A 13,677-nucleotide genomic window follows, 5' to 3' on the forward strand; every position below is an offset into this window, starting at 1 on the left:
AACAAGCATTGAGGCTTATTACTTTTAAATAATGGTGCGCGCGGGAGGATTCGAACCTCCGACCGCCTGGTTCGTAGCCAGGTACTCTATCCAGCTGAGCTACGCGCGCACTGTGTTTCTTTTAAGACAATATCTTACTAGAAACAATTCCTTTTAGCGATAAAAAGGAATAATGCAATCGTCAAACCTTACCTTGCGGTAATTTTTAACAACTTGCAAAAGAATGGCGGTGAAGGAGGGATTCGAACCCTCGATACGGGATAAACCGTATACTCCCTTAGCAGGGGAGCGCCTTCAGCCTCTCGGCCACCTCACCACACAAATTGGTGTAAGTAACAAGTTAATGATTATAATCAACTCATCGCTTAAATAATGGTGCGCGCGGGAGGATTCGAACCTCCGACCGCCTGGTTCGTAGCCAGGTACTCTATCCAGCTGAGCTACGCGCGCACTGAGTGTTTCTTGCTAAAGAAAACACCATATTGATATCAACATCGTTGCCATCAATAAAGAATGGCGGTGAAGGAGGGATTCGAACCCTCGATACGGGATAAACCGTATACTCCCTTAGCAGGGGAGCGCCTTCAGCCTCTCGGCCACCTCACCACACAATTCGGTGCAAGTAACAAGTTATATTAACTGCTAATGGTTAACATGACTCATCGCTTAAATAATGGTGCGCGCGGGAGGATTCGAACCTCCGACCGCCTGGTTCGTAGCCAGGTACTCTATCCAGCTGAGCTACGCGCGCACTGTGCTTTACTACCGTTGTATTATCCCAAATTAAGATAATTAAATCAATAAGAAAGCGTTCACAATATCCATTAAAAAATAATGGCGGTGAAGGAGGGATTCGAACCCTCGATACGGGATAAACCGTATACTCCCTTAGCAGGGGAGCGCCTTCAGCCTCTCGGCCACCTCACCGTGTTGTGGAGGCACATATTACTGTTAGACCAAAATAAGTCAAACACTTTATTGATAAAAACCAACACTTGCCGCACGAACGCACACTTAGTAAGCAATACGATAATTAATGCAACGTAACTAATGAAGTATTCATTTATTAGGACTAATAACAACGTTTAAAACGCACAAATAACAACTGCATCTTATATTGTTACTAGATTGGTATTACTTTGCTATAGACACAAAAAAGGCCAGGATAAATATCCTAGCCCTCTTCGAATTAGTAGTTACCAGTACTCGGAGTACCAGCTTCTTTTTCAGCTTGAATTCGCATATAAATTTCTTCACGGTGAACAGATACTTCTTTAGGTGCATTTACACCAATACGTACCTGATTTCCCTTAACACCAAGAACAGTAACAGTTACTTCGTCACCGATCATTAGAGTTTCACCTACACGACGTGTTAAAATTAGCATTCGAGTGCTCCTTGAGTAATCTCAGTCTTATAAGAATTTAACGTTTTTTATCCAATAAAATCACAATTTCATAAATAGCCGTGGCTCAAGAAACAGCAAGATGCGATAGATTACCTAAACACTGGCCATCAACCACAAATTTTTCATGGATTAAATCAACAGCTGCAAGATGGTCATCTTCATTAATCAATAAAGATAAGCACTTCTTATCGCCCTGATATGTATGCACTATAATGCCAGCCTCTCGCAGTACCATTTGAATACACTCCAAATGTTGCTGAATATCCTTTCCTATCAAAGAAAGTATAGAGACCATACCAATATGGCGCATTTTGCTATCAAACACTAGCCTTAAACGTGCTAAATCATCATTAGAAATAACGATTTGTGATATATCATCACTAGAATTAGTTGATAAATTCCAAGCTGTCAAACCATATAACCCCAACTGCTCATTTAGAACAGAAGCTGGTAGTGTGATATTAACTAAAACCTGCTGTCTTTGAAGTGCAACGCCAATGATGTTTTGATTACTCATTACATCAAAATTAACTAACGTACCCTCTCCTTCTTCAAACGAAGAAAGAACACGTAATGGAACGCGATGTTGGCATGCATACTCTACAGACTGTAATTGTAGCACTTTTGCCCCTAAGCGCGCCATGCAAGTCATATAATCAAAATGAATCACATCCAAACGCGTCGCACTTGGTACAATTCTTGGATCAGTTGAGTATACGCCATCAACATCAGTAAAGATCTGGCATTCATCTGCTTTAAGCGCACTCGCAATAGCAACTGCAGTCGTATCAGACCCACCACGGCCTAAGGTTGTGACATTGCCATCAATGTCACGTCCTTGGAAACCGGCCACGACAACAATGTTGTCTTGGCCTAGTAATGTGGTCATATGTTGAATTTCAACCTCATGGATAGTGGCATTATTAAAATTATTATCAGTATGAATAACAACTTGATCTGCCGTCAATGAGATTGCGCTATAGCCGCGTTTATTCAACGCCATAGCTAATAAAGCAATTGATACCTGTTCTCCCGCTGCCAGTAAAACATCCAGCTCACGAGGTGTCGGTATCGCATCAATCTGCTTAGCTAAGCCTAATAAACGATTCGTTTCACCGGCCATAGCAGACAATACAACTACAACTTGGTGGCCACACTGGCGAGCTTTTATCACTCGCTCAGCAACCGCTTCTATTCGCTCAATACTGCCGACCGATGTGCCACCAAATTTTTGCACTAATAGTGCCACATTAGATCTCCAGTGATTACAGTTTTTCAGCAAGCCATGGTGCAACAGTGTCTAATGCTGCAGGCAATGCTGCTGCGTCAGTACCACCCGCTTGTGCCATATCAGGACGGCCACCACCTTTACCACCAACTTGTAATGCCACCAAGTTAACTAGCTCACCTGCTTTTACTTTGCCAATTAAATCTTTAGTAACACCAGCAATAAGGCCCACTTTACCTTCGCTAACGTTACCTAATAACACAACACCACTGCCTAGTTGATTTTTTAATTCATCAACCATGCCGCGTAATGCTTTGTTATCAGCACCGTCAAGTTGAGCAATTAATACCTTAACACCATTAATTTGTTGGGCTTTATTGATCAAGCTTGCGCCTTCTTGCGCGGCTAACTTGTCTTTTAATTGTTGAATTTCTTTTTCTAGCTGTTTGCTATGTGATACTAACGCATCAACTTTGCTAACCACTGAAGCGACATCAGATTTCACTAAACGCGCTGTTTTCGCTAGCATCATATCTTCATCATGCATAGCTGCAATCGCACCTGCGCCAGTTACCGCTTCGATACGACGAATACCTGCAGCGATACCACTTTCAGAAACAATCTTAAACAGACCGATATCACCAGTACGGTTAGCGTGAACACCACCACAAAGCTCAGTCGAGAAATCACCCATGCTTAGTACGCGTACTTCATCATCGTACTTCTCACCAAACAACGCCATTGCGCCTTTTGCTTTCGCAGCTTCAATGTCCATGATGTTAGTATCAATGCTATGGTTTGCACGAATTTGCTCGTTTACCATATCCTCAACAGCACGTAACTGCTCAGGTTTAACCGCTTCTAGATTTGAGAAGTCAAAACGCAGGCCGTCAGCTTTTACTAATGAGCCTTTCTGAGCAACATGATCGCCCAAAATAGTGCGTAGCGCTGCGTGCATTAAGTGAGTTGCTGAGTGGTTTAAGCTAATAGCTTGACGACGCTCTGAATCAACCGCAGCTGTTAGCTGTTGACCCACAGTTAGTGAACCTTCAACTAATTGACCTTTATGGCCAGTTGCCGCACCAAACTTTTGCGTATCTGCAACGTTAAATACAACGCCTTCAGCCGTTAATAAACCGCTATCACCACATTGGCCGCCTGACTCTGCATAAAATGGTGTATTTGATAATACAACTAATGCATTGTCACCAGCATTGATGGTATCTACAGCATTACCGTCACGGTATAGTGCGACAACAACACCTTCACCATCTGTTGCGCTGTAACCACAGAACGTCGTTTCAGCATCAACTTTGATTGCGTCATTGTAATCAACACCAAAGTTGCCAGCGTCACGAGCACGTTGACGTTGAGCTTCCATTGCCGTTTCAAAACCATCTTCATCGATTGAGAAACCACGCTCACGCGCAACATCGTTCGTTAAGTCAGCAGGGAAACCGTAAGTATCGTAAAGCTTAAATACTGTTTCACCGTCAAGTACATTACCGTCGATGTTATCCAGTGCTTCATTAAGAATTGTTAGGCCACGCTCAAGTGTGCGGCTGAAGTTGTCTTCTTCAATCTTAAGTACTTTCTCTACTAGCTCTTGTTGTGCTTTAAGCTCAACACCTGCAGTACCCATGATTTCAGCTAATGGACCCACAAGTTTGTAGAAGAACACACCTTGTGCGCCTAACTTGTTACCGTGACGTACTGCACGACGAATAATACGACGTAATACGTAACCACGGCCTTCGTTTGATGGCATAACACCATCAGCAATCAAGAATGCACACGAACGAATATGGTCAGCGACAACACGTAGTGATTGATTAGACAGATCGTCATAACCAATAACAGCAGCAGCTTCTTTAATTAGAGTTTGGAAAATATCGATTTCATAGTTTGAGTGTACGCCTTGCATAATTGCGGCAATACGCTCAATACCCATGCCTGTATCTACAGATGGCTTAGGTAGTGGTTCCATTGTGCCGTCAGCTTGACGGTTGAACTGCATAAATACGTTATTCCAGATCTCAATGAAGCGGTCACCATCTTCTTCTGGCGTGCCAGGACGGCCACCCCAGATGTGATCGCCGTGATCGTAGAAAATTTCAGTACAAGGACCACAAGGACCGGTGTCACCCATTTGCCAGAAGTTATCAGAAGCAAATGGTGCGCCTTTGTTATCACCGATACGTACGATACGATCAGCTGGAATACCAATTTCTTTATTCCAGATTTCAAATGCTTCGTCATCACTTTCATAGATAGTAACAACTAAACGATCTTCAGGAAGCTTAAGCTCTTTGGTTAGAAACTCCCACGCATAACCAATCGCGTCATGCTTAAAGTAATCACCAAAGCTGAAGTTACCTAGCATTTCAAAGAAAGTATGGTGACGCGCTGTAAAACCTACATTTTCAAGGTCGTTATGTTTACCACCCGCACGAACACAACGCTGAGCGCTTGTCGCACGTGTATAGTTACGCTTCTCAAGACCAAGGAATGTATCTTTAAATTGGTTCATACCTGCGTTAGTGAATAACAACGTTGGGTCATTCGCAGGAACTAGAGATGAGCTTTCCACGATCTGGTGGCCTTTGCTCTCGAAAAACGCAAGATACGCGCGGCGAATCTCATCAGTGCTCATGTACATTGGCAAATCCTGAATTAATGCTTGAAATAGAAGGACAGAAAAACACCCGCTGGCGATTTTCTTCGGTGACCGTTTAGACCTTTAAATATAAGGCTCAATCAACAGTCACCGTCTAGTAATAAAGCTAAGATAAATTTTTTGGGGGCTATTGTAAAACAACGGTAGCTATTACGGGAAATGATATGTGGCAAAATGTATCAAATAATCGCCGTTAGTATGCTACCGACAAACTCACTCCCTCGGTAAACCATTCATATAACATATGAACTCACGCTGCTAATGGCGATAAATTAACGATTATTTATTAATTTCGTTATCTGACAATCCTTGTACCGAATGCAGTAGTGACGCCACAATTGAATCGCTATCGATACTTTCACCATTTAATACCCGCGCTAGAATATCACTCGCAAACTGCTGCGGTGAAATCACAATGTCAGGATTAACACTTTTCACTTTATTGATATTTTTACTTTCGTTAACCAATGCCACGGTGCGCGCAGAGCTGGCTAATTCAATCGCTGATAATACAATAAACGCGTTATCAGCATCATCATCACTCAATGCCAATACTGCCTTGGCATTCATCACCCCAGCTTGAGTTAAAATAGCGCCATCGCTGTAATCACCAACAACCACATCTAACCCTTCTAATTGATCTTTTGCGACTTGCTGTATTCGGGGTGAAACAATAATTGTAATTGGCTGTTTACGCTCTGTGAGCTGTTTAATGGTATTAATACCAAGGCTTGATAAGCCACAAATAATAAAGTGATTAGTACGATCCATTTTTTTGCTATTACCTTTAACAAGTCGTTCAAAACCACTATGAACAACAGGGCCTAAGACTGACGTTGCCGATGTGGCAAACACTGTAATACCGGACACAATGACCGAAATAGTAAACAATCGAGCCGGCTCTGTAACCGGTACGATATCGCCATATCCTACTGTCGACATGGTTTCTATCGCATAGTAAAACGCGGTCAATAAACTGGTGATTTTGGGATTAAATCCGTCTCCAAAATACAATGCGCCATAAGTAGAAGTTAATAATAAAGTGATCACACTAATTAACGCAAAAATACTACCGGCAGCAACACTGCTTTTAGAGAAATATTTCCGCACCATAAATAATAGAATTAATGACGCGATACCGTAATGAATATTGTGGGTTTGCTGAGGATGAATATGCGCGGTATAAAAAATATTGATCAGCATTAATGTAAAACTGATCATCCATGAAATTCGCGCTCTAAAAAAAAGTCCCACCGAACTCATAACGATAAACACCCCTAACATAAAGTAAGGTGCGTTAGTTAAAAAACTGACGTTAATTTGGGCGTAGTTTCGAACATTAAATAATGTCAGTAGGTTAATCGGTAAGCCGTAAATTGTATGGAAAATAAGCCCGCTATTACCTAAAACAAACAAAGCCACAAAAATATGGCGCAGAGTGTAAAGCCACTTGGTAAATCGTCGAATGGTTTGCCCAACCCAACGTATCCATGACACGTGCTCTTTCATTATAAATATGCCTACTTAATGAAATCGATAACTCAATTGAATAAAAAATATAAAGCGAAAACCTTTAGTTAGCATATTAAAGCAGAAAATAGCCTAAGTTTGCGAATTAAAGTTAATGAATACAATCATTACAGAACAAGTGCCATAAAAAAACCCAGCACAAGGCTGGGTTAAAGCATGTATTGTTTGAGCCAACAAGGCTAATGCGTTTAATTAAAAAGCATCATCGTCTTCAGCAACAGATGTCTCACTGTCTTTTTGTTCTGATTCAACTGCTGGGCTTAATAGTAAATCACGTAACTTTTTATCTAGTTCTGCTGCTAGCTCTGGGTGTTCAGCAAGGTACTTGGTAGAGTTAGCCTTACCTTGACCAATTTTATCGCCATTGTAGCTATACCAAGCACCAGCTTTGTCGACAAACTTGTGTTTAACACCAAGATCAATCAGCTCACCTAAACGGTTAAAACCTTGACCATAAAGAATTTGTGTTTCAGCTTGCTTAAATGGTGCTGCAATTTTATTTTTAACAACCTTAATACGGGTTTCGTTACCTACCACTTCATCGCCATCTTTAATTGCGCCAGTACGACGAATATCAAGACGAACAGAAGCATAGAACTTCAACGCATTACCACCAGTCGTAGTTTCTGGGTTACCAAACATCACACCAATTTTCATACGGATTTGGTTGATGAAGATACACATACAGTTAGACTGTTTAAGGTTACCGGTTAACTTACGCATTGCTTGCGACAGCATACGCGCTTGCAGACCCATATGAGAGTCACCCATTTCGCCTTCAATTTCAGCTTTTGGTGTTAAAGCAGCAACCGAATCGACAACAATTAGGTCAACAGCACCTGAGCGTGCTAGTGCATCAACGATTTCTAATGCTTGCTCACCAGTATCAGGTTGAGAAACAAGAAGCTGATTAATATCAACACCTAGCTTTTCAGCATAAATTGGATCGAGGGCGTGTTCTGCATCGATAAATGCACACGTCTTACCTGCCTTTTGAGCCGCTGCAATCGTTTCTAAGGTTAGGGTTGTTTTACCTGATGATTCAGGACCGTAGATTTCTACGATACGTCCCATTGGTAAGCCACCAGCACCTAATGCAATATCAAGTGATAATGAACCCGTTGAAACGGTTTCGATATCCATAGTACGGTTATCGCCCAATTTCATGATTGAACCTTTACCGAACTGTTTCTCAATCTGGCCTAACGCTGCGGCAAGAGCCTTCTGCTTGTTGTCGTCCATTTGACTCTCCAACGGATGCTAAAATAAAGTGACTGATCTGGGTATGAGACTTAGTATACTGTCTATTCATACAGTGTCTAGTTCTGGTTTAATTTTTTTTGTTAAATACAATTTTTTAAGAGTGATGTTACTGGGCTATTACTTGCTTTACCCGTTCAATCAATCCAGACAACGCTTCAGCAATCGCTTGTTGTCTCACTTCTTGGCGTGAACCATTAAATAAACAGCAGCGTGTTTGTTGCCATCCTGTCGCATCAGCCCAAGCAAACCATACTGTACCAACCGGTTTTTCTTCAGTGCCACCATCAGGGCCAGCAATACCACTGATAGCAACACTTATATCTGCTCGAGAAGCGGCTAAAGCACCACATGCCATTTCAAATACCACCGCCTCACTGACAGCACCAAACTCAATCAGTGCTTGCTCGGTAACACTTAACATTTGTTGCTTAGCTTCATTGCTATAAGTAATAAAAGCACGATTAAACCAGGTTGAGCTTCCAGGAATATCGGTAATAGCAAACGAAACGCCACCTCCAGTACATGACTCTGCCGCGGTTGCGACCCATTTTTTGGTCGTTAATACCTGACCAAGTTCAGCAGCTAATTGTTCAATATTTATCATTGGTGCCTCCAAGCGGGTTACCTATTACGGTATTTAACATATTGAGCGTTCAGCATTAACTTTACGCCTGTTAACGACCATTGCAAAGATGATAAAAAAACTCTAATGGTTACTTTGCCCGATCCACTGATTCACGTATCCTTAAGCTTCATTATTTAATTGGTCGAGCTACCTTAAGTGGCCGACGTTGAACCAGCAAGAGTAGGCAATATCGTGACGATAAAAGGCTTAGAAAAACATACTCCTATGATGCAGCAGTTCCTTCGGATCAAAGCTGAAAACCCTGATATTTTATTGTTTTACCGCATGGGCGATTTCTATGAGATGTTTTTTGATGATGCCAAGCGAGCTTCACAACTACTTGATATCTCTCTGACAAAGCGTGGCGCGACCAACGGCGAACCGATTCCGATGGCAGGTATTCCTCACCATGCCGCTGAAGGATATCTGGCTAAATTAGTTCAACAAGGGGTATCTGTTGCTATCTGTGAACAGATCGGTGATCCCGCTGCCAGCAAAGGCCCTGTTGAACGTAAAGTTGTACGTATCATCACTCCAGGTACTGTTAGTGATGAGGCGCTGCTTAATGAACGTCGCGATAATTTAATTGCGGCAATCTATACAGCTAATAATAAATTTGGCTATGCAACGCTTGATATTACCTCTGGTCGTTTCATGTTAACTGAACCTACGACTGAAGAAGAAATGCAGGCAGAACTGCAACGAACTAGCCCTGCGGAATTACTCTACCCTGAAGATTTTACCTATTTACATTTAGTTGAACCGTTTAAAGGCAAACGTCGTCGCCCTATTTGGGAATTTGAACTTGAAACCGCGCGCCAACAACTAACATTACAATTTGGTACTCGAGACTTAGTCGGGTTTGGGGTTGAAAAAGCCAATCTTGGTTTATGTGCTGCTGGGTGTTTGATGCAATATGTCAAAGATACTCAACGTACTGCTCTACCTCATATTCGTGCGATCACTTTAGATACCCAAGATCATGCGGTTATTTTAGATGCAGCGACACGACGTAATTTAGAATTAACCCAAAATCTAGCCGGTGGCTTTGATAACACCTTAGCATCGGTATTGGATCACACCGCGACCCCGATGGGCAGCCGTTTACTTAAACGTTGGCTTCACCAGCCAATTCGCGATCAACATCAACTTAATGGTCGCTTAAATGCCATTGAAGCTTTTAAAGATAGCGGCATGTTTGTTGATACCGCCATCGTATTACGTCATATGGGCGATCTAGAACGTATTCTTGCACGACTCGCATTACGTTCAGCCCGCCCGCGCGATTTAGCCCGTATGCGTACCGCGATGCAATATTTGCCAGAACTGGCGCAATTATTAGCTGAAATTCCCCAAGATCGAATTGCTGAATTAGCCCAGAATGCTGCGCCAATGGATGATCTGTGCCAATTACTAGAACACGCTATTATTGAAAATCCACCAGTGATTATTCGTGATGGTGGCGTACTCGCACCGGGATATAATGCTGAACTCGATGAGTGGCGAGATTTAGCTGATGGCGCTAAACAATATTTAACCGATCTTGAAAATCGTGAACGTGAACGTCATGACATTGATAGCCTTAAAGTTGGCTTTAATCAGGTTCATGGTTTCTTTATTCAAGTCAGTCGTGGTCAAAGTCATTTAGTGCCTGATCACTATATTCGTCGTCAAACCCTAAAAAATGCCGAACGCTATATTATTCCTGAATTAAAAGAGCACGAAGATAAAGTACTCAATTCAAAATCAAAAGCATTAGCGCTTGAGAAAAAACTCTGGGATGAGTTATTTGATCAGCTGCTGCCGCATTTAGAACGGTTACAACTAGCAGCAAGTGCATTATCTGAATTAGATGTTCTAACTAACCTAGCCGAGCGTGCTGATAGCCTCAACTACTGTCGTCCACAATTAACCACTACCACAGGCATTAATATTACCGCTGGTCGTCATCCTGTGGTTGAGCAAGTGTTGAGTGAACCGTTTATTGCTAACCCAATCGCTTTGCACCAAGATCGTCGCATGCTGATCATTACTGGTCCTAACATGGGCGGTAAATCAACTTATATGCGCCAAACGGCCTTGATTGCATTATTGGCACATGTAGGTTCATTTGTACCGGCTGAGGCGGTAACAATCGGTCCGCTAGATCGTATCTTTACCCGTATTGGTGCTTCTGATGATCTCGCATCTGGTCGTTCAACCTTTATGGTTGAAATGACCGAAACAGCCAATATTCTTCACAATGCAACTAAACATAGCTTAGTGCTAATGGATGAAATTGGCCGTGGTACCAGTACCTATGATGGTTTATCTCTGGCATGGGCAAGTGCTGAATGGCTAGCAGATAAAATTGCCGCAATGACATTGTTTGCGACCCACTACTTTGAATTAACTGAACTGCCATCACTGCTCTCAGGATTGGCAAATGTCCATCTTGATGCGGTTGAACACGGCGACAATATTGCCTTTATGCATAGTGTTCAAGATGGTGCGGCTAGTAAGTCATACGGTCTAGCCGTTGCAAGTCTTGCTGGAGTACCAAAAGCAGTTATTAAACGTGCTAAAATTAAACTTAAGCAGTTAGAGGCGCTTGGTCATCAACAAGCTCAACAGCCGATTGTTGCAGGACAACCGCCACGAGAGGAACATCAGCTAAGCTTGATCCCTGAGCCAAGTGAAGTCGAAGAAGCACTAGCAAATGTTAACCCTGATGAGTTAACCCCTCGTCAAGCATTAGATGAACTGTATCGCCTTAAAGCGTTAGTACACTAATCGCTAACAACACATACTGATACTGCATTTAAAGTACATAAAAAAAGGACGCTCAAGCGTCCTTTTTATTGGCTGTAATATTTGCTCACGTAAAAGTAGATTCAAAAGGACCGTGCGCATTGATATTCAACGTAGCAGTTATTAATGATACTTCTTGGTTAAACTTCTTGATTAAATAAGGACTCAATACTTAACCCTTGGTGGGTTAGCATGTCGCGTAAACGACGTAGACCTTCGACTTGAATCTGGCGAACACGCTCACGAGTTAAGCCAATTTCTCGACCAACATCTTCTAATGTTGATGCTTCATAACCTAATAATCCAAATCGACGTGCTAATACTTCACGCTGTTTCGGGTTCAGATCTTGTAACCAATGAACAATCGAATTTTTAATGTCATCATCTTGAGTCGATGTTTCAGGGCTACCGCCTTTTTCATCAGGAATAATGTCTAATAGCGCTTTATCAGAATCACCACCGATAGGATTATCAACCGAACTCACACGCTCATTAAGGCGCAGCATGCGGTTTACATCATCAACCGACTTTTCAAGTTGCAGTGCGATATCTTCAGCTGTTGGCTCATGATCAAGCTTTTGCGCCAGTTCACGTGCAGTACGTAAATAGACATTAAGCTCTTTCACTACGTGAATAGGTAAACGAATGGTACGGGTTTGATTCATGATCGCCCGTTCAATGGTTTGACGGATCCACCACGTTGCGTAGGTTGAAAAACGAAAGCCGCGTTCAGGGTCAAATTTCTCAACCGCACGAATAAGCCCAAGATTACCTTCTTCAACCAGATCAAGTAACGCTAAACCACGATTACTATAGCGACGTGATATTTTGACCACTAATCGAAGATTACTTTCAATCATTCGTTTTCGTGACACTTCATCACCACGCAGTGCACGACGGGCATACAACACTTCTTCTTCAGCAGTAAGCAAAGGAGAATATCCAATCTCACCTAGATAAAGCTGTGTTGCATCAAGCGCTTTAGCGTTGGTCTCATATTTGGAGATATCAACATCGTCATTTGATGTTGACGTATCAGAATTATTATCAGTTGGCACCACTAAACTATTAAGCTCAATGCTGTCATCTAATGTCAATGATTCAAGTTTTTTGGCTGTGCTGCTTCTACTCATAGCGCCTCCCAGATGGCGAGTTAAAGACATTACAACTTCATGATGTCATCTCTAATTTGTACGTTTCTCTCTATTTTTATTATGGCTTGCTACTTGGGAAGAAAGCGCATTGGATCAACTGACTTACCTTTATAACGAATCTCAAAGTGCAACCTAACACTAGACGCACCAGAACTACCCATAGTAGCGATTTCCTGGCCAGCTTTAACTGACTGCTGTTCTTTGACTAATATTTTATCGTTATGAGCATAGGCACTGAGATAATCTTCACTGTGCTTGATGATCACTAAGTTACCGTATCCTCGTAATGCATCGCCGGCGTATACCACTTTACCTGCGGCTGTGGCTCGAATTGGTGTACCGCGAGCGGCAGTAATATCGATACCTTTGTTGCCATTATCTGCACTAGAGAACCCTGCAATAATTTTGCCTTTTACTGGCCAAGCCCAGCCTGAACTTGAAACATGTACTGTTGGTTTAGCAACAGGCTTGGTTGGCGCTTTGGCTACCGGCTTAGTTGTTACAGGTTTGTTAACTTTTGAATTTCCAGAGTACTCTTTTGCTTTCGGCTTCGCAACTGGTTTGTTGGTTGTTTTTTGCACAGCCGGTTTAACAGCAACAGGTTTAGTTACGGTATGGGTCACCGTTTTGGTTGTTGATGGCGCAACCAGCGGAGTTATAACCACATTATCATTACGTGAAGCAGTCGCTACGTGACTATCTGCAACTGGAATCGCTAACTTTTGCCCTGGATAAATAGTATAAGGACGAGGTAAGCGGTTTAACTTGACGATATCTTTTACATCTCGATCGGTCATGTAAGAGATAAAATATAACGTATCACCCTTTTGAACGGTGTAATAACGGCCGTGAAAGCTACCACGCTGTAATTGTGAATAATCTTTAGCAAGATTTGAAACAGGAGCTGGCGTATGACTACTACATGCCGACAGCAGAGCTACACAGCTTACTGCTAGCAAAGAAGGTTGAATTATTTTTTTTATCATACGTTCAATACTCATG

At 42.2% G+C, this 13,677-nt stretch carries 9 protein-coding genes and 6 tRNA genes; 1 reads left to right on the forward strand and 14 read right to left on the reverse strand.

What is annotated here, in order from left to right; genetic code table 11:
- Positions 1 to 32: 32 nt before the first annotated feature.
- The 12 genes from PAND9192_RS12760 to pncC form a co-directional block, all read right to left on the reverse strand.
- Positions 33 to 109: transfer RNA gene (locus PAND9192_RS12760), tRNA-Arg, on the reverse strand.
- Between the two features lie 115 nt (positions 110 to 224).
- Positions 225 to 316 (reverse strand) — tRNA-Ser (locus PAND9192_RS12765).
- A gap of 57 nt (positions 317 to 373) precedes the next feature.
- Positions 374 to 450 (reverse strand) — tRNA-Arg (locus PAND9192_RS20710).
- 64 nt (positions 451 to 514) lie between these two features.
- A tRNA-Ser gene (locus tag PAND9192_RS12775) sits at positions 515 to 606 on the reverse strand.
- A gap of 68 nt (positions 607 to 674) precedes the next feature.
- Positions 675 to 751 (reverse strand) — tRNA-Arg (locus PAND9192_RS12780).
- Positions 752 to 835: 84 nt separating this feature from the next.
- Positions 836 to 927 (reverse strand) — tRNA-Ser (locus PAND9192_RS12785).
- A 262-nt stretch (positions 928 to 1,189) separates the two neighbouring features.
- A complete protein-coding gene (gene csrA, locus PAND9192_RS12790; RefSeq protein WP_036793345.1) occupies positions 1,190 to 1,387 on the reverse strand; it encodes a carbon storage regulator CsrA in 198 nt (65 codons plus the stop codon).
- An 85-nt stretch (positions 1,388 to 1,472) separates the two neighbouring features.
- A complete protein-coding gene (locus PAND9192_RS12795) occupies positions 1,473 to 2,657 on the reverse strand; it encodes an aspartate kinase (RefSeq protein WP_087854135.1) in 1,185 nt (394 codons plus the stop codon).
- 16 nt (positions 2,658 to 2,673) lie between these two features.
- Positions 2,674 to 5,295 carry an alanine--tRNA ligase gene (gene alaS, locus PAND9192_RS12800; RefSeq protein ID WP_087854136.1) on the reverse strand — a complete coding sequence of 874 codons (2,622 nt, stop codon included), beginning with the start codon at positions 5,293 to 5,295 and terminating at the stop codon, positions 2,674 to 2,676.
- Between the two features lie 297 nt (positions 5,296 to 5,592).
- On the reverse strand, positions 5,593 to 6,822 hold the full coding sequence (kch, locus tag PAND9192_RS12805) for a voltage-gated potassium channel protein (RefSeq protein WP_087854137.1): 1,230 nt from the start codon (positions 6,820 to 6,822) through the stop codon (positions 5,593 to 5,595).
- Between the two features lie 213 nt (positions 6,823 to 7,035).
- Positions 7,036 to 8,085, reverse strand: a complete 1,050-nt coding sequence (recA, locus tag PAND9192_RS12810) for a recombinase RecA (protein ID WP_087854138.1) — start codon at positions 8,083 to 8,085, stop codon at positions 7,036 to 7,038.
- Between the two features lie 127 nt (positions 8,086 to 8,212).
- On the reverse strand, positions 8,213 to 8,710 hold the full coding sequence (gene pncC, locus PAND9192_RS12815) for a nicotinamide-nucleotide amidase (RefSeq protein ID WP_060999786.1): 498 nt from the start codon (positions 8,708 to 8,710) through the stop codon (positions 8,213 to 8,215).
- Positions 8,711 to 8,923: 213 nt separating this feature from the next.
- On the opposite strand from pncC, the gene mutS reads away from it, so the two are divergent.
- The gene (gene mutS / locus PAND9192_RS12820) at positions 8,924 to 11,503 is read left to right on the forward strand and encodes a DNA mismatch repair protein MutS (RefSeq protein ID WP_060999789.1); all 2,580 of its coding nucleotides are present in this window, start codon (positions 8,924 to 8,926) and stop codon (positions 11,501 to 11,503) included.
- A gap of 158 nt (positions 11,504 to 11,661) precedes the next feature.
- Here mutS and rpoS read toward each other — a convergent pair whose 3' ends face one another.
- Both rpoS and PAND9192_RS12830 read right to left on the reverse strand, forming a co-directional pair.
- Positions 11,662 to 12,654: an RNA polymerase sigma factor RpoS gene (gene rpoS / locus PAND9192_RS12825; RefSeq protein WP_060999790.1), complete on the reverse strand. Its 993-nt coding sequence runs from the start codon at positions 12,652 to 12,654 to the stop codon at positions 11,662 to 11,664.
- An 89-nt stretch (positions 12,655 to 12,743) separates the two neighbouring features.
- Positions 12,744 to 13,676, reverse strand: a complete 933-nt coding sequence (locus PAND9192_RS12830) for a peptidoglycan DD-metalloendopeptidase family protein (RefSeq protein ID WP_087854139.1) — start codon at positions 13,674 to 13,676, stop codon at positions 12,744 to 12,746.
- Position 13,677 lies beyond the last annotated feature (1 nt).

The sequence above is a fragment of the Photobacterium andalusiense genome, assembly GCF_900185625.1.
In the GTDB taxonomy this organism is placed as follows: domain Bacteria; phylum Pseudomonadota; class Gammaproteobacteria; order Enterobacterales; family Vibrionaceae; genus Photobacterium; species Photobacterium aquimaris.